Annotated in this window: 14 protein-coding genes and 1 pseudogene; 9 read left to right on the top strand and 6 right to left on the bottom strand. The window is 56.1% G+C overall.

Translation table 11 applies throughout. The annotated features are described in order from the left end of the window. Positions 1 to 28: 28 nt before the first annotated feature. A complete protein-coding gene (locus ACQ4WN_RS04765) occupies positions 29 to 574 on the top strand; it encodes a Cif family virulence factor (protein WP_436550487.1) in 546 nt (181 codons plus the stop codon). 325 nt (positions 575 to 899) lie between these two features. Then, positions 900 to 1,154: a hypothetical protein gene (locus ACQ4WN_RS04760; RefSeq protein ID WP_143452650.1), complete on the top strand. Its 255-nt coding sequence runs from the start codon at positions 900 to 902 to the stop codon at positions 1,152 to 1,154. Here the strand turns inward: ACQ4WN_RS04760 and ACQ4WN_RS04755 are convergent. After that, positions 1,136 to 1,375, bottom strand: coding sequence for a TIGR02450 family Trp-rich protein (locus ACQ4WN_RS04755; protein ID WP_436550486.1), 240 nt, complete (start codon positions 1,373 to 1,375; stop codon positions 1,136 to 1,138). The genes ACQ4WN_RS04760 and ACQ4WN_RS04755 overlap by 19 nt on opposite strands. A gap of 71 nt (positions 1,376 to 1,446) precedes the next feature. Between ACQ4WN_RS04755 and ACQ4WN_RS04750 the strand changes: the two genes are divergently transcribed. The 3 genes and pseudogenes from ACQ4WN_RS04750 (at position 1,447) to pncB (ending at position 4,410) form a co-directional block, all read left to right on the top strand. Then, positions 1,447 to 2,310, top strand: coding sequence for a cysteine hydrolase family protein (locus ACQ4WN_RS04750; RefSeq protein WP_436550485.1), 864 nt, complete (start codon positions 1,447 to 1,449; stop codon positions 2,308 to 2,310). Positions 2,311 to 2,387: 77 nt separating this feature from the next. Further along, a pseudogene (locus tag ACQ4WN_RS04745) lies at positions 2,388 to 3,059 on the top strand (beta/alpha barrel domain-containing protein); the annotation flags it as partial. Positions 3,060 to 3,198: 139 nt separating this feature from the next. Further along, positions 3,199 to 4,410: a nicotinate phosphoribosyltransferase gene (pncB, locus tag ACQ4WN_RS04740; protein WP_436498797.1), complete on the top strand. Its 1,212-nt coding sequence runs from the start codon at positions 3,199 to 3,201 to the stop codon at positions 4,408 to 4,410. A 129-nt stretch (positions 4,411 to 4,539) separates the two neighbouring features. On the opposite strand, the gene qatD is transcribed toward pncB, so the two are convergent. Genes qatD through ACQ4WN_RS04720 form a run of 4 tightly spaced genes read right to left on the bottom strand, consistent with a single transcriptional unit; the run spans position 4,540 to position 9,279 of the window. Next, entirely contained in the window at positions 4,540 to 5,283 is a 744-nt protein-coding gene (gene qatD, locus ACQ4WN_RS04735) for a Qat anti-phage system TatD family nuclease QatD (protein WP_436550642.1), read from the bottom strand. Next, on the bottom strand, positions 5,283 to 6,542 hold the full coding sequence (gene qatC / locus ACQ4WN_RS04730) for a Qat anti-phage system QueC-like protein QatC (protein ID WP_436550484.1): 1,260 nt from the start codon (positions 6,540 to 6,542) through the stop codon (positions 5,283 to 5,285). The genes qatD and qatC overlap by 1 nt, the downstream gene beginning before the upstream one ends. Next, positions 6,539 to 7,444, bottom strand: coding sequence for a Qat anti-phage system associated protein QatB (gene qatB / locus ACQ4WN_RS04725; protein ID WP_436550483.1), 906 nt, complete (start codon positions 7,442 to 7,444; stop codon positions 6,539 to 6,541). Before qatB ends, qatC begins: the two co-directional genes overlap by 4 nt. Next, positions 7,444 to 9,279, bottom strand: coding sequence for a KAP family P-loop NTPase fold protein (locus ACQ4WN_RS04720; RefSeq protein WP_436550482.1), 1,836 nt, complete (start codon positions 9,277 to 9,279; stop codon positions 7,444 to 7,446). The genes qatB and ACQ4WN_RS04720 overlap by 1 nt, the downstream gene beginning before the upstream one ends. Before the next feature lie 775 nt (positions 9,280 to 10,054). On the opposite strand from ACQ4WN_RS04720, the gene imuA reads away from it, so the two are divergent. Genes imuA through ACQ4WN_RS04705 form a run of 3 tightly spaced genes read left to right on the top strand, consistent with a single transcriptional unit; the run spans position 10,055 to position 15,368 of the window. Continuing rightward, positions 10,055 to 10,798, top strand: coding sequence for a translesion DNA synthesis-associated protein ImuA (gene imuA / locus ACQ4WN_RS04715; RefSeq protein WP_436550481.1), 744 nt, complete (start codon positions 10,055 to 10,057; stop codon positions 10,796 to 10,798). Next, positions 10,731 to 12,200, top strand: a complete 1,470-nt coding sequence (locus ACQ4WN_RS04710; protein ID WP_436550480.1) for a Y-family DNA polymerase — start codon at positions 10,731 to 10,733, stop codon at positions 12,198 to 12,200. Before imuA ends, ACQ4WN_RS04710 begins: the two co-directional genes overlap by 68 nt. A gap of 3 nt (positions 12,201 to 12,203) precedes the next feature. Beyond that, entirely contained in the window at positions 12,204 to 15,368 is a 3,165-nt protein-coding gene (locus ACQ4WN_RS04705; protein ID WP_436550479.1) for an error-prone DNA polymerase, read from the top strand. Positions 15,369 to 15,599: 231 nt separating this feature from the next. Here the strand turns inward: ACQ4WN_RS04705 and ACQ4WN_RS04700 are convergent, their stop codons facing one another. After that, complete coding sequence (locus tag ACQ4WN_RS04700) at positions 15,600 to 16,427, bottom strand: hypothetical protein (protein WP_436550478.1); 828 nt, start codon at positions 16,425 to 16,427, stop codon at positions 15,600 to 15,602. Positions 16,428 to 16,785: 358 nt separating this feature from the next. Between ACQ4WN_RS04700 and ACQ4WN_RS04695 the strand changes: the two genes are divergently transcribed. Continuing rightward, positions 16,786 to 17,448 (top strand): SOS response-associated peptidase family protein, encoded by a 663-nt coding sequence (locus ACQ4WN_RS04695; RefSeq protein ID WP_436550477.1) that lies wholly within the window; start codon positions 16,786 to 16,788, stop codon positions 17,446 to 17,448. The last annotated feature ends 156 nt before the right edge of the window (positions 17,449 to 17,604 follow it).

The raw sequence follows: 17,604 nt of genomic DNA, 5'->3' as shown, positions 1-17,604 counted from the left end.
GGCGAGCAGTTCGCCATGAAAGTCCCCCATGCACAAATTGGCAAGCGCAGTTCTGTTCGGATGTTCCCTGCTGACGGCAGGCATTGCGCAAGCGCAGACTGCGCCAGCGGCGCCACCTCATGTGGGCCGTCACGCCTCCACGCCTGACGATATCCGCGCCATCGAAAAAGTCGTCGCCGACTTCCAGGCGGCCCTGATCGCCAAGGATGTCAAGCTGCTGTCGTCGCTGATGCTGCACACGAACATTTTGTTCGCTTCGCCCGCTGACGACGCTTTCATCAAGAAAATGCGCGACACGACGGACGTCCACTTCGACGGCGTCGGGGCGGCCGGCTACGTCGGTTTCGCCAATTTCATCAAGCGCGAACCGCAGCGCACGGAAGAAAAATTCTACAACGTCAAGATCACCCAGGACCGCCATGTGGCGTGGGTCAACTTCGACTACGAATTCCTCGTCGGTGACAAATTGTCCAACTATGGCGTGGAAGCGTGGCAAATGCTCAAGCGCGATGGCGAATGGAAAATCCTCAGCGTCGTCTGGTCCATGCATGCCGCCGCCGAGGCCGGAAAGTAGGCCCCAGCCATGCCGCGTCAGTCGCGTGGCAGCGTGCGCATTGCCGCGATGCCAGCTGCGTTCAGTACGAGGTTGCCCAGTAATAATTTTTTCGCATCGTCTATACTTTCAGCATGCACATAGATAGCCTGACCGGTGTGGTGTTGCCGGCCTGGCTGGTGCAAGCAATTGATGTCGTCATGCCTTCCTTTTACCCTGTGCCGCGTGATAAAAAGAGAACTGAATTGAGTATCCTGAGCAATCGTGAGCGCATGGCTTCACCCTTTTTACCGCGTCAGTCCGTGGAGACAAGCTGTCCGGCCATGTTATTTTTGGAGCGCACATCGTGCCGATAAAGTATGTTGATTTTTATGAGGTGAATTACACGGCAGAGCGCTTGCGGGGCTGCAAGCTATGGGGCGCGTACGTCGCCATCTATGCCCCCTCGTCCAACCCGATGCACCGGGTGAATCTGGTGCGCAAGCGCCGGGTGTCGGCCGACCACCAGTTTACAACGGAAGCGGACGCCATGACGGAAGCGGGCGAGGTGGCCGTCAAGCTGGTGGAGCGGCGCCAGCGGCGCTATGTCTTCCACCCCTGATGCCATTGCGCCGCATCCTGCAGCGCGCGCCAGGGCAGGATTTGCACGCGGCCGGAATGCACGGCTTCCAGCTCTACGTGCGTGACGGGCTCATCGGGCGTGTCCGTTGCGCATAGCTTGATAACGAGGAAGTGTTTTTCCTTGTTGGCTGGCGTGACGGCCGTCCATTTGCTGTTGAGTAATTTGTTCGGACGTACGTTGTTGTGCTTTTGAAGGTTCATGGCGGCTCCAGGATTGGCGTGATGGCGATGTTGCCATTATCATGCAATACCCGCTACGCACGAGGATCGCCATGAAACGCCAGCTGCACCTGCTCGTCATCGACCCGCAAAACGATTTTTGCGACTTGCCCGCTACCTGGCTGCCGCCAGATGCCGCACCCGCGCTGGCCGTGCCCGGCGCCCACCAGGACATGCTGCGCGTGGCGCAGCTGATCCGTGAAGGGGGCGGCGGTTTGACGCAGATCAGCGTGACCCTCGACGCCCACCACCGCTACGACATCGCGCACCCCGCCTTCTGGCGCACGGGCGATGGCGATGCTGTCGCGCCGTTTACGCAGATCAGCGCACAGCAGGTGCGCGACCGATTGTTCCTGCCCGCCGCCAGCGGCGCCTTGCCACGCGCGCTGGCTTATCTCGATGCCTTGCAGCAAGCGGGGCGCTATCAATTGATGGTGTGGCCCGTGCATTGCGAGATCGGCAGCTGGGGCCAGAATATCCATGCTGCCGTGCGCGCCGCCTACAACGGCTGGGAAGTGGACAACCTGCAAGTGGTCGCCAAGCTGAGCAAGGGTTCCAACCCCTGGACCGAGCATTACTCGGCCGTCATGGCGGAAGTGCCCGATGCCCAGGATGCGGCCACCCAGCTCAACCTGGATTTCCTCGCCACCCTGCTGCCGGCGCAGCAGATCTATGTCACGGGCGAAGCGGGCAGCCACTGCGTGAAAGCCAGCACCGAGCACATCGCCGATTATCTGGAAGCGCAGCAAGGCAAGCCGGCGCTGTCGCGCCTTGTCTTGCTGACGGACTGCATGAGCCCCGTCACTGGCTTTGCAGCGCAGCAGCGCGACTTCCTTGCCGCGATGCATGCACGCGGCGCACGCCTGGCGACGTCCGCCGAGGTCTTGCCCGAGTTGCTGTCCAACGCGTTGGCCTGAGCCACTGTCGAACGTTCCCTGCTGAAATGCTTGTGGTGGCGTACTATTCTGGCTTCAGGAAGTTGGAGAAAACACACATGACCCCGATAGTGCGCAGTTTGCTGGAAACCGATCTGTATAAATTTACAATGTGGCAAGCATTGCTGCACGGTCATCCGAACACCCATACCGAATACGAATTTGTCTGCCGCAACGCCACCGCCTTTCCCTTGGCCGAACTGAAGGTCGAGCTGGAAGAACAGCTCGACCACCTGTGCTCGATGTCGTTTGCCGACGACGAACTGGCCTATTTGCGCACCCTGCGCTTCATGAAGAGCGATTTCGTCGACTTTCTGACGGTGTTCCGCTTCCAGCGCAAGTTCATCGACGTCAGCACGGATGGCGACACCTTGCTCGTGCATGCGGCCGGGCCGCAAGTACACGTGATGGGCTTCGAGATTTTCGTGTTGTACGTCATCAACGAACTGTATTTCCGCCGCTTCGACCTCGATGCGGCCATGCGCGAAGGGCGCCATCGCCTGGGCTTGAAAGTGGCGGCCGTCAAGGAATTTGGCAAGCTGCCACGGCGCAAGCATCCGTTCGAGTTTTCCGATTTCGGCGTGCGCCGGCGTTTTTCCGGTGCCTGGCACGACGAGGTGGTGCAGCGTCTGGCGCATGAAGTGCCCGAATACTTCAAGGGCACGTCGAATGTGTATCTGGCAAAAAAGTTGGGCATCGTGCCGATCGGCACCATGGCACATGAGCTGCTTTATCAAAGATGGAACTGTTCACCAAAAACGCAGTTACGGGCGAAAAACGTTGAAGTGCCAAGGGGTATGCGCACTGTTATGCGTGCTGTCGAGACGACTGTTCATTTGCACTAACCACACCTAAAAGAAAGTTTTGTTCATGAACAGTCCTACCTTTGTTCCTGTTGTTTCGTCTTTACTTGAGAACGACCTTTACAAGTTTACGATGTGGCAGGCGCTATTGCACAGCCATCCTGCTGCGCATGCGGAGTATGAGTTCACCTGTCGTAACAAGCCTCAGTACCCGCTGTCGGAGCTTGCCGATGAGCTTAACTTCCAATTGGACCACCTCTGTACGCTTCGCTTTGGTGAGGATGAGTTGGACTACTTGCGCGGTCTCCGCTTCATCAAGCCTGACTTCGTTGACTTCCTTTCTCTATTCCATTTACAGCGCAAGTTTATTACTGTTAGTACGGAAGGCGAGCATCTTCGGGTACACGTTGTTGGCCCGATGGTGCACACGATGCCCTTCGAGATATTCGTTCTGCAAATAGTTAATGAGATTTACTTCCGCAGGTTCGACAACGCGCAGTTGATGGAGGAGGGCGTAACACGCCTGCTTCGCAAGGTTGACCTCATCAAGAAGCGCGTGAAGGAACTAGCGACTAATCGCCCGCACCCATTCGAGTTCTTTGATTTTGGTTTGCGTCGTAGGTTCTCTGCCAAAATGCAAGACGTGGTTGTAGCGACGCTTGCACACGAGCTACCCGAACATTTCAAGGGGACTTCCAACGTTCACCTTGCACGCAAATACAATCTAGTCCCGATTGGGACGCATGCGCACGAATGGTTCGGTCTGTTCCAGGCGCAGGAGACTGTTAGGCTTCGCAACTTCCAAAGGGCCGCGCTTCAGGCTTGGGTTGACGAGTACCGCGGTGACCTTGGCACGGCTTTGACGGACATGATTGGTATGGATGCGTTTTTGAGCGACTTCGACCTATATTTTGCGAAACTGTTTGACTCTCTTCGTCACGACAGTGGTGACCCTGTGGCCTGGGGTGAGAAGGCTCTAGCGCACTATGCGAAGCTGAAAATCGACGCAAACACAAAACGACTTGTGTTCTCCGACGGTCTGGACGTAGACAGGGCATTCGAACTATACGACCACTTTGTCGACAGGACGATGACGGGCTTTGGTATTGGAACGAACCTGACAAACGATATGGGAGTTCCTGCTCTCAGTATTGTGATGAAGCTAGTGGGTTGCAATGGTCAGCCAGTCTGCAAAATATCTGACAATCCGGAGAAGACTAGTTGCAGCGACCCGACGTTCGTTGCTTACCTTCGCCAGATTTTCGATAAGCCGGCTTGACCCGGTTCCGCTGGTCTAGGTGTCCTGCGCAATGGCGCGGGCTACCTGGCCAAGGATAGGCCTCGAATGGCTAACGGAAGGCTTCCGGCCAGCCAGTTTTGTACATCCATTGCTTACGTTCGCGCTAGTTTAACGTTGTTGCTTTTGGATTTGCGAAAGCAACTCTCGGCCATTATTAATGAGGATATCACTGGCAGTCGAGGTCTGCATTCCCCAAATGCCTGCCATCGCGCTCGAGATATTAGATGCTTCCCAAGGCATAACCGTCTTTCCGTCGGTCTTCGCGAACGGACCGTCACTCTCTGCCACGATACGGTCTCTAGGAATGGCGGCTGCAATTTTACGACCGTTCGCAGTATTGAGCATTGCAGGTCCAACGCTAAACCAGCAACCTAGAATGTCTGCCCGGCGAAGTAGCGTTACCGAGTCGGTAAACCAGTGCAGCACAGCCGTACCAAACCCAGGGAATTGCTCAAGAGTGTCAAGAACCTCTTTTGCGGCAGCTCGCGAATGAATACTAAGTACTCGACCGCCGAGCGACGCCGAGCGCTCTATAATTGCAGTAAAGATTCGCTTTTGCAGGTCGAAGCTGTGTCGGTATCTGGCAGAGCCGTCGAGGCCAACTTCACCTACTGCCGGTGAGTCGGCTATTTGGACAAGCAACAGTTCAAGCTCAGCAGCCTTCTGGTCCGCTACCTCAGGGTGTAGGCCGGGGGATACAGTAATTGATTTTGTCTGGGGCAGGACCTTTGACGTTGCCACGTAAGCACGAGGACTCGTTGTAACCAGCCAGACAAAATCCATCTGTTGCTGAGCCTTTGCGTACACACTTCGGGCGTCTGGATATAAGTCCAAGTGGCAATGGAAGTCCATCATAGCAAGCCGTCTCTTGTGAGAAGCGTGGCCAGCTCACCCAATCCACTTTCAAGCATTCGCCGATAGTTAGGACGCTCAGTTGAGGATGCGAACGACAGAGTTGCGCCAAGTAGCTTGTCCAGTCCGCCGCGCCGTGCGGCGAGAATCGCTACTGCGACGGCCATTGGGTCATCAGCGCTCGATTTGCCGGCACTTGCTACGTTGGTGAAGCGATACGTCGTTTTATCAGACGCAGGGTCCCATCGTAGAAACGCAGCTTTCCTGACCATGCAAGGGACGCAGCGGCCGCAGTGAGTACGGTTGTAAGTCCTGAAGCGCCCACAACTGGTGGTGTCAGATGCATACTGCTTCAAAATTTTTTGGTCTGCGCATTCTGCCAGCATTTCGCCTTTCGTCTTGAACTGATAGGGCATGACCAGGCGCACATCCACTCCAATTAATGGAAGCACTTCCTGCAGTTGCTGCATGAACAGTGGATGTGTTGTTCTGGTGCTCAAGCTCGCCATTCTTCCCGGTAGCAACGGTGGATTGACGCTGATGAATCCGTTTTCCGGGACGATAATTTCTGGCTTTTTGACCGTAAGCAAGGAAGCCGAAAGTACGGCTAAGCCATAAAACGCCATTGACCGGCCGCGGGTCGATGGCTCATGACGTCCTTTGAAGTCAATCTTATGGCTCCACTGCTGATGCCAAGTGCCACCTCCTAGCATAGCCGCGTATTTCCGTTGTCGCTCTGAATCCTCATGAGCGAGCTGGGAGACGAAGATAGGGCTCTTTCCCTGAGTTTTCGCGTCGATGCCACCTACCAGGCTGTCCAAGCCGCCAGATAGAAGAGCAACACAGTCGCGGTCACAAAGTACGCGCTTGCCTGCTGGGGGAGGTGGGCCACCGTTAGTAAAGCTGAGCGTCCAATAATCGCCGGTTAAGGTCTTCAACATCTCCTCAAGACGCGCAGCCCCGTGGTTCCAGGCTGTGGGGTCGTTAAGCGTTATTTTCAGTTCTATTTGACGCGTCCAGCCATCGGCCGAGTCCTTGCGTATGACGGCAAAGTCAGCTGCACAAATGGCAAACGCAAACAACACAAAGTCCCAAGTTGAGACGGAAGGCGCGAAGCCTGCAGCCTCTAGTTGACGTATCCATCCGTTACCGATACCGCCAACATTGGGGTCCTTACTGCGTTCGAAAAAAGTGAACGCCTTGACGCCTTCGGGAATTGAGACTGGCAACGTTGTAAGCGAGGAGCAGAGGACTTTCATTGAGCACCGAAGATATCAAGAGCGTTACGGAGGGCTGAGGCCGAGATATCACGGACAGAGCGCGGCTTGCGAGAGGTGCGCACCTTTTTCATTGCATCTCTTACGACGACGAGGATGTAGTCTTGGACTTGGGCGAGCCGGTCTTGCACAACCTCTGCTGAGAATTTGAGTTTCTCAAAAACCCGTCCTAGTTCCAGTTGTACTCGGTTATACACGTCAAAGGCGAGGGTGTACCCCATTAGTGCTGAAATTTGCTCATTTGTGAGGGCAAAGATATCGGTAGTTGGGTCGACTTCATAAAGATGGATAATCGCCTGATTCATTGCATGCTTGGCCGATTCTTCGTCAACGCTCCCGCCTGCTGGAATAATCTGGTTGATAACCTCGAGTGCTGCGTCTTGGGCCGATAGTCCGCGAGCACGAGCAGAATTGACCCAATCATTGATTGTAGGGTCGGTTCCTTCGCGTACTTGAGTGAAGAAGCCCCCCAGTGCAGCTGCAGCTCGCGAACTCATTCGCATCCGACTTACCGCTTTCGCGGGGCCGCCAAGACCTTTTCTTACAAAGCTTCCCATAGCGCGCGCGGCGTCGCGGCCGTCGCCAGAACGCATAAACCGACCCATGTGCGTTCGTGCTTCCTTGTACCTGCCGCTAGGAGCCGTATCGATACCAGAGTCCGAGTCGGCAGCACGCGGCGCAGCGGCGTCATCCGTGGAGGAGTCTGCCGAATCACTGTCGGCACCGTCTTCACTGCCGGCGCCGCCGACTTCATCCCCATCCCCTGATGGTGGAAGCTCGGTGTCAGAGTGACTATCATCGACTCCCTCTCCTGCCCCGTCAAGCCAAGGTGGGTCAAACGGACTGCCGGCGCCAGCCCCCGCACTGGAGGTAGATGTACCCATTAGTTCTGCTCCTGTTGGATGACCTTCTTAATGTTCGGTGGGGTATTCGAGTCCGCTAACCATTTACTTAGAGACTCAGTAGCCCAACTGGACGATTTAAGGTGAAACACCAAGCCTGGCGTCAGCTGTGCAGTCGGTGCTTCCGCTAAGAGCGCGGCTGCGCGAGGGCCGGCGGAAGGGAAGATGCGACATACTTCGGTAAGGATGAACAGCTCCTCGGCCTTCTGCCATTTACGGCTTGGTCGCTTCTGTTCCCACGCTCGGGACATCGCCAGCGCCGCTTGCCGCTCTCCAGCAGTACGGATTTTGTCGTCCAAGGCTTCGCTCTGGGCGCGAGCTGCGACGAGGCTGTCTCGAAGTAGTTTGCCTTCCGCACTAAGGTCGTCGCTCCCGTAATCCCGTACGGTGCTGTCGCGGCTGAGATGGAGTAGCCCGCGCAAGTCGTAATCACCCAAGGGTGGTGCAAGTTGTAGCCACTCTCTGACAAATGCTTTGTCTCCGAATGGCGGCGGCAGACGGCTTTCTGCATTCTTGGCTTCGTCTTCAGCTTTTTTCAAAAGCGCAACTTGGCCATCGTTTACGGACGATACCATTTCGCCGATAGCGTCGGCCAGCTCACCCTCGCATCGCTCAAGCAGGTGCCATTTGGCTAACACAGAGACGTCGACGTCGATGCCCTGCGGCGTTGCGAGTGCTTTACGTAAGAAGATAGTGTTGAGGAACCGCTTGATGAGGCGGGGATTTGACTGCACAGCACCTGAACTCAGTAACAACGGCGCAAGACGTTCAGACAGGCCCATCAGGGCGGTTAGCTCAGCGTTGCCGCTCGGGGCGAGGCTTTCAAGAAAGACTAGGTCAACATTTTTATTTTTCCATGTTTCGCGTAACCGTTCTTCAACGAGTTGCTTTGCTTGGTTGAAAGCGTCGACGGGCAGTTTCCCTTCACGACGCGCACGTTCCAGAAACAGCAGTGCGATGTACGCCTTCGTCTCGTTGGCACCGAGGCGAGGCACCCGTAGTGGAATTTGGATGAGCTTATCAAAGTAACTTGTTGCCATGTCATCGCTAATTCCGGTGCCGGCAAAGTGGACACGGACGGCTCCGCGTACGAATGTGTCGTCAGCGGCGAGAACGAAGGCGCTGCGGCGGAGGAATAGCAGCAAACGGATTGCCTCAAGCGTCGCGATGGTCGTCGTAGGTAGGCAGCGGTCCAAGTCGTCGACAAAGACGATGAGCGTGATGTCCAGTTCTTTGAGCAGTTCTTCGAGCGACGTCCGCAGCGCTTGAATTTCGTGAGGCAGGGACACAGGCTTGGCGTCGTTAAGTAAACCTTTTGCTGATGCTGGAAGTTCCTTCCCTGCTGAGAGTCCTTCAGCGACGGACTCGTTTCCGACAGCATCGACGAGGGCAGATATGGATTTACCTATCAAGCCAACTGGGACCCCAGTTATTAAGGTCGCTGCCACTTCGCCACCGAGCTGAGCAAGTCGCAGCAGGTTGATGCGTTTGAGGAACCCTTCAGCTTTCTTTTGTAACGTCTCAGAAGACTTTGCCTGCTTCAGCACGGCGTCCCCTACAATCTGGAGTAGGGCCGTCTTGGCGTCCTCAAAACCCTGGTAGAGCCACGGGTTAAAGGTCACGACAACGTACTTTGCTCGGTCAGCTTCGAACTCCGTTTCAATCATGCGGACCAATGACGATTTTCCGACCCCCCATCCGCCAGAGATACCGATTGAGACAGGCTCATCACCAGCGTTGCGGATGAGCTCCGCGCAGGCCTTGGCGACGATTCGAAAGTTTACGTAGTCAACACTAGTTTCGTTGTCATGCCACATTCACAATTCCCTTGTACAAATTAAGGTTATGGCCTTTGCCAATTTGATGGACTAACTGCCGTTCAATAAGACTTACTCTTCGGGCCACAGGAATTAGTCTAAAAGGCAATAAAGCCATTACCATAACATCAACGTAGGGTTATCGGTAGACAACTTTACTTACCCAACGCCACGTTGGGCTAGCATACCTGTCAATCCGGGTCCATAAAGTCGGACCAGTGCCAGTTTCATATGCCTGAGGCCGGGTTGGTGCTGGAGTCCGCATCTCAGAAGTTGTGCGCATGCTTAGCCCAGTTGTCGCATCGGTCGTCAACACGATGAACAACACGAGTGACGGGGAGCTTTTTGGAGACGGTTGGTTACCATCGGCTTGGCTGGCTAAAACAGCGACGCCTGTTGTACGCTTCGAAATTCGGGAATAGCGCCTTCAGCATCCTCGACGACGTCGTCATCTATAGTTTTTCGACGTTCCTGGCAAATTTCGCTTGTTCTTCCGGCGTCAACTTCTTGAATGTGCGATGCCGGCGCGGCACAAAGCCATGGGAGTTCAGTATTCCCTTTCAGTTGCTCTAAGCCCGACTAGGCGGCCGATTCCAACGAGCCAATCCGCGCTGGAAAACGACATTTCATCATCACAAAACAATTTCGTCTAAATAATAATATTTTTTTGGCACTTAAATCAAGGATGTATTTTTTCATCTCATGAATTATACTGTATGCATATACAGTCTTTTTCGCAATAAATCTTCAAACCCTAACCACGTGACCAAATTCAATGCTGTGCCCACCCCTCATCCAAAGCGAGTCAACTCGCGCGCTTCTGCAACTGCCCCTGCAGGATGTATGGCGTGCGAGCGAACTTGCGCTGTCCCGGTCGACGACCTGCACGACCGGCCACGCGGCTTTGGACGCGGAACTGCCAAACGGTGGATGGCCTAGGTCAGCTTTGGTGGAGGTACTGCTTCAACAGGCGGGTATCGGCGAGATGCAGTTGCTCAAACCCACTCTCGCAAAGTTGGCAGCGACGCAACGCATCGCATTGATTCAGCCGCCATATCTACCGCACGCTATGACGTGCAAATCCTGGGGGCTTGTTGACCGCAACTTGCTTTGGCTTCGGCCGAGCAGTTCGGCCGATGCGCTTTGGTCTGCGGAACAAATCTTGAAAAACGGCTCGTGCGGGGCCGTCGTGCTTTGGCAGTCGAATGTCCGCTCAGAATCCTTGAGGCGGTTGAATCTGGCAGCCCAAAGTACTGATACCTGGCTATGGCTGATACGGCCGCTTTCCAGCAGTGTCGACTCGTCGCCATCACCGCTTCGAATCGGGCTTCGGCCGGCTCTAGGCGGTGTGTCGGTCGACATTATCAAACGTCGGGGGCCTCATTGTGACAACCCCTTTTTTATACCGCTTGCGGACATGCCCGCTGGTCGTCAGCATCTGGATGTAGACCATGAAATTACTGTTAAGCGTGTACCTTCCACTACTGCCATTAGAAACGCTGCGGCCATCCTGGTCTGAGCCAGGTCCGTATGCAGTAATGCATCAGGAGCAAGTCTCGGCAATATCTCCCGGTGCCGCGCATAGCGGCGTGCGTTTGGGGATGCGCATTGGGGGCGTGTCGGCCATCGCACCTGGTACGGTGATACTTGAGCGCAGTCTTGAGAAGGAGGCCTTGGCGCTGGACGCCGTCGCTATGGCTCTGTTGCAGTACACCCCCGAGGTGACGCTTCAAGACGACTTCTCTATCCTGATGGATGTGAGCGCCAGCCTGCGATTATTCAAAGGGCCACATGCCATCTGCGGGGCCATAGCCCGCAGTATTGCTGCGCTGGGTTTCACCGCGCGCCTTGGGGCCGCGCCTACCGCGCAAGGAGCGTGGCTGCTTGCCAGGAGTTTTCGTCGCAAAGGTACCGTGTTCCGCCGGCGCGCGCTGACTATGAAATCGCTGGAACGCATGCTTGACAGACTGCCGTGCGGATTGCTACCCGCCGCCGCGGCATACGACGAATGGCTGGCCGGCATCGGAGCCAAGAACCTCGGCGCATTGCAACGTCTGCCACGCACAGGTCTACTTCGACGCACTAGCAAGGACCTGCTTGCGGACCTCGACCGCGCCTATGGCCAGGCGCCGGAGATGTTCGAGTGGATTAAGGTTCCGCTAACGTTCTCCGAACGGGTTGAGACGTTCGACCGTATTGAACATGCCGACGCGTTGCTGCACGGCGCCACGCGACTTATCCTCCAACTCGTGGGTTGGCTGACGTCACTCCAACAGGCGGTCCGTGTTTTCACCATTGTTTTGGAGCATGAGCGCGGGCGTGCGGCGATGCCTCCGACTGAATTAGAAATCGCGCTTGCGGAGCCAGCCTGGCACGAGGCCCACTTGGTGCGCTTACTCAAGGAGCGCCTCGGCAAGGTTGAGCTCATCGCACCCGTCATTGCATTGCGGCTCGACGCCAAAAAGGTCGAACCGATGCTTCCGTCGAACGAGTCCTTGTTCCCAGAGCCCGGTGGGTCGCCACAGGACTTCCACCGGCTCCTGGAGCTGCTTACTGCGCGCCTGGGAGCTGAGAACGTGCTGACGCCAGCCGCAATGCAGGACTACCGTCCCGAGGTCTGCAACGAATGGGTGCCGCTCACGGAAAAATATCTCAAACTGGACGGCGATGAGGTGCTGGAAGGTCGCCCGTTTTGGCTCCTGCCAAAACCCATTCCCCTATTAATGCGTGGCGAGCGGCCGTTCTACGGCAGCCCGTTGAAAATTATTCAAGGCCCGGAGCGCCTCGAGGCCGGATGGTGGAATGACCAAACGGCGGCACGCGACTATTTCATTGCGCAGGGTACCGACGCATCCTGCTACTGGGTCTATCTCGAGCGCACGCAGGAAGCGCGCTGGTTTCTGCACGGCCTTTATGCATAAGCCATGAATGCATCTCCCCTCCCGCCGCTTGCACCGGCGCTCCCGGACTACGCGGAGCTTCAGGTATTTAGCCACTACACGTTCCTGCGGGGCGCGTCGGCGCCGGAACAACTGGTAGCGCGCGCCGCAACGCTTGGGTACGCCTCCATCGCGATTACGGATGAATGCACGTTGGCCGGCGTCGTCAAGGCCCACATCGCCGCCAAGGAACTCGGAATCCATCTGGTCATCGGCAGCCAAATGACGGTGACTCCCGAGGATGGAAGTTCTCCATTCGCTCTCATTATCCTGGCGACGAATAGAAATGGCTACGGGAACCTCAGCGAGCTCATTACCGTCGCGCGGACCCGTACTGAAAAAGGTTCCTACCTAGTCCTGCCCCGCGATATCGCCTCGCCGGTTGGTGACTTGGTGCATCTGCGGAGCCTGCCAGATTGCCAGTTCATTCTCGCGCCAAAATACAACGCCAGCTACGACGAGGTGGAACGCCAAGCGGCGTGGCTGATTCAATGTGTACCTGGCCGCGCGCGCATCGCGCTCACCTTGCACCACCGCGCCCAGGACGACAAGCATCGAGCACTGGTGTCCGGTATATCTGAGGAATTCGGGATGCCCATCGTCGCGACCGGCGATGTCTGCATGCACGTGCGGTCGTACAAACCACTTCAAGACACGATGACCGCCATACGTCACGGCATTCCGGTCGCACAATGCGGATATCGGCTGGCGCCAAACGCTGAGCAGCATCTTCGCTCCCGTGTACGCCTGGGTAACCTCTATTCGCGGGAAGCGCTCAACGAATCGGTCCGGGTCGCGCAGCTTTGTCAGTTTTCGCTCGATGAGCTGCGATACGAGTATCCGCAAGAATTGGTTCCTGAAGGCGAAACGGCGACGTCGTACCTTCGCAAGGAGGCATACATTGGCGCGCACTGGCGCTTTCCGGCAGGTATCCCAGAGAACGTCCAGGCGCTACTGGAACGCGAACTGGCCATCATCGCCGAACTCCAGTACGAATCGTATTTTCTAACTGTCTTTGACATCGTGCGGTTCGCCAGGTCTCAGCATATCCTCTGCCAGGGCCGTGGCTCGGCCGCAAACTCGGCTGTATGCTATTGCCTGGGTGTCACGGAAGTGGACCCGTCGCGCGGCACGCTATTGTTCGAACGGTTCATCTCAAAGGAGAGAAACGAGCCGCCTGACATCGACATCGATTTCGAGCACCAGCGGCGCGAAGAGGTGATTCAGTACATTTACAAGAAATACGGTCGGATGCGTGCCGCCCTTACCGCCGTGGTCATTTCGTATCGACCGCGTAGCGTGCTACGCGATGTCGGAAAGGCCCTGGGCGTTGACCTCTCGGTCGTCGATAAGGTCGCGAAGGCCTCCCACGGTTGGGGGGGGAAATCGGACCTTCAAGAGCGCCTGGTCTCGTGCGGCTTTGACCCAAACTCACCCATCGCTGAGAAGTGGGCGGCGCTGGCCGAGAGGTTGATGCGGTTCCCGCGTCACCTCTCACAGCATCCGGGCGGGTTCGTCATCTCGCACACCAAGTTGTCCAGGCTGGTACCAATCGAAAACGCCGCGATGGCGGAACGTAGCATTATCCAGTGGGACAAGGACGACATCGATGCCGTCGGTCTCCTCAAGGTCGACGTGCTCGCACTCGGAATGCTATCGTGCATTCGGCGCGCACTTGACTTAGTGTCTGAGCAGCGTGGAGCACGGTTCGAGCTCGGCGACGTTCCTGCTGAGGACCCCGCGACATACGAGATGATTTGCCAGGCCGACACGGTGGGCGTATTCCAAATCGAGTCGCGTGCTCAGATGTCGATGCTGCCGCGGCTTCAGCCCCGCACGTTTTACGACCTCGTCATTGAGGTTGCCATCATTCGTCCTGGTCCAATTCAAGGCGGGATGATTCATCCATTTCTACGCCGCCGCCAGGGTATCGACCCGGTGTCGTATCCGAGTCCCGAAATCGAGTCGGTCCTTGAACGCACCTTGGGCATTCCGATTTTCCAGGAACAGGTCATGCAAATCGCCATGGTTGCGGCAGGATTTTCACCTGGTGAAGCTGACGCCTTACGCAGAGCGATGGCGGCATGGAAGCGCAAAGGCGGTCTCGAGCAGTTTGAAGACAAACTCATGCACGGCATGGCGGAACGGGGCTACACCACCGAGTTTGCGACATCAATCATCGGCCAAATCAGAGGGTTCGCCGAGTACGGTTTTCCCGAGTCTCATGCCGCCTCTTTTGCGCTCCTGGCGTATGCCTCAAGCTGGCTCAAATGCCACGAACCCGCTGCGTTTCTCACCGCGCTGCTGAACAGTCAGCCGATGGGTTTCTACTCGCGTTCCTCCCTCGTACAGGATGCTTGCCGCCACGGCGTGGAGGTGCGCCCTGTCGATGTGTCTGTTAGCAACTGGGATGCGCAGCTCGAATCCATTGCATCAGCTTCGCAGCCAGCCGTTCGCCTGGGCCTCAACAACATCAAAGGCCTAGAGCAAGAGGCGGCCTGGCGCATTGAGGAGGCGCGCGCCATCCAGCAGTTCGAAACCACGGCCGACCTAGCATCACGGGCGAATCTGAATGCAGGCCACCTTAACGCACTGGCGAGCGCCAATGCCCTGGAATCGCTGTCAGGCAATCGCCGCCAGGCACTGTGGGAGGCAGTTGCCAGCGTGCCTGAAAAAGGGCTCCTACGGTCCGCTACGGTGATTGAAGAGCCTGTCGAAATGGACGCGCCGACTGAAGCCGAAAATATCGTGGCCGACTACAGACACCTGGGACTGACACTGGGACGCCACCCGCTTGCACTCCTGCGTCCGCGACTCGCGGCCATGAAGTTTCTCCCCGCGGAGATATTGAACCAATTCGACAATGGTCGATTGGCTCGCGGCTGCGGCATCGTCACGGTTCGCCAGCGGCCGGAGACTGCCAAGGGCGTGGTATTCGTGACCATTGAAGATGAGTCCGGCACCGTGAACGTCATTTGCTGGCCCAACCTTGTCGAGCAGCAGCGCAGGGAACTAATGGGTGCCAAGCTACTTGGCGTCTACGGTGTGTGGCAGTCTGAGCGCAACGTACGGCACCTGGTTGCAAAGAGGCTTGTGGACCTGAGCCATATGCTCGGGGAGCTGGACACTAAGTCGCGGAATTTTCATTGAAATCGAGGGGCTTAATGGCGAAGTTCAGGGACATAGATGACCTTCGAAGAGCGGCAGCTAGTGCCCCAAAGCTGCCTGTCGACCGCGCGGAAATCGGACGTTTAACGTTTAAGTTCAGAGGCCGCCGAGGCCGGTCCGCTGGAAAGATAAGTTATGCCTAACCACTAGGCTTCTGGTTTCAACAATCTGGTAAAGAAGGCCTGAAAACCCCAAGTTTCTGGCCTATAAGATTCAGGTACCACGCCCGGTCAGCGCTTCCGCAAGTCCGCTATGCCAGAACACGTCCGGCGTTCCATCCGGCCGTTTGGGGATGGAGTCCCTTTGAGGGTTCTCAAAAACCCAATCGTCACCACGCTGAACGGCGGTATAGAAGTCATACTTATTGCCGTTTCGCTTCAGTTCGACGTACTGAGTCCATGTCCCATTGCGGGCAGACCATTCCACTCTAAAGCGAATCAAAGGTTGGGTGGTGTCACAAGGCACAACTGAGCGTTGCAAAATAGCTAGGTTCGGCTGCAGCATACCGCAGTTGAACGTCACATGGTGCTTGAAGACGTCCTGGATTTTGCCAGTTCGCTGGAGTTCTTCTAATCCCAAACCGGCTTTAGCCAGGTCAAGGACGCTTGCGTTGGCATCGATAAGAGGGTAATTCCCATTCACATGGGCTGTAACGTCCCGAATAGCGCCGTCCAAAGGGGGCGTGAGCATGAGCCATCCGATACTCTTTCCGCCGGAAGAATGCCCTTCCAAGCGCTCTGTGGCCTCCGTTAGCGCGGCGACCAAAGCCTCCTGCTTCAACACGATACCGCCAAGCCCACTTTCCACAGCTTGTTGCTTCTTAACCCGGAACCACTGCGCGAACGCCCAACAGGCCAAAAAAAAGGAGCCGCCAAAAACTGAGATGGCATCAACCACATTCCGCTTCTCAGGCGCAGCCACAACACTGTAGACAGTCCACCCAGCCGCTATGAGAAACGGAACTCCCATCTCGCGAACAAGCTGCCGCAGCACATCTCCGGCGTTGCCCCTCCGACTATCCCCCGATGTGCCTTCCTTCATAACTTCCCTCCGACCTTTCGTTTTGTACCTATGCTTTGTGTCTGCAGAAGGCCCAATGGGTCGTGGGGCTCTTTCAAACAGGAGCTTTTGTGGGGCGCAGCCTGTCACGCCCTTGAAAACGTCCAATTTTGGCCGACTACCGCCGCATCAGTAATTGAAATCCAGCGGCAACGCAGGACGGTAAGTGCGCTTATGCGCCTCGGACACGCTGCGCCAGATATAGTATGCAAAGAATATCCGGCTCCGCATACAATGTCCAGAAGTCAAATTTTCAATACTGACAATGAAAAAAGGATAGACGCCCATACTCCAAAATGCCGGATAAAATCAGACATCAGCATTCAACCCGGAGAACGCCATGTGCGTCAACTACGTGACTGTCTCACGGCAACTGGCCTTCGACTTCTTCCGCACGTCAATGGAGGAAAGCGACGATTGGCGTGATGAGCTCTACCAGGACTACGTTGGTCCAATCATCGTTCATGACGAAGCGGGTAATCGCAAAGGTATAACTGGTACATATGGGTTCATCCCCAAGCGGCACATGCCACCCGGCCAGCGCCTCACGACGATGAATGCCCGTGCGGAGACAGTTGGTCAACTGAGGACGTACAAGTCCGCTTGGGCCAAGTCTCAACTTTGCCTCGTTCCAATGGTCCGCTTCTTTGAGCCAAACTGGGAACAACCAACGCATGTGCGATGGTCAATTGGAATGGCTACCGGAGAACCATTTGCCGTCGCCGGCCTATACCGGGAATGGGTCGAGGAGGATGGGAAGCGAACATTTTCGTTCACCCAGCTGACCATTAACGCCGACGACCATCCCTTCATGAGTCGCTTCCATCGCCCTGGAGAGGAGAAGCGTTCGTTAGTCATTGTCCCAACTAGCGATTACGACGAGTGGCTTGGTTGCAAAGACCCAGAACGCGCGAGGACATATCTTCAGCCGTATCCGGCCGACCTGATGTGGGGAGAGCCGGCACCGAAGATACCTGTTGTCCAGCAGCGCGAACTTTTTTGAGCTGAACGTTCTCGCCAAAAGTGGTGAAACAAGCAGGTCCTAGTGCAATATCGAGGTAGCGCAATAAAAAGAGGTATTAACAAGCATATTTCATCGAAAAGTTGGATGGTGATTACAACTTAGCATTCTAATGAGTTCACTACTGCTTCCGGTCGC

Origin of the sequence: Janthinobacterium pasteuri (assembly GCF_051380775.1) — a bacterium.
Taxonomy (GTDB): Bacteria; Pseudomonadota; Gammaproteobacteria; order Burkholderiales; family Burkholderiaceae_D; genus Janthinobacterium.
This window is presented reverse-complemented; position numbering and strand designations above follow the sequence as displayed.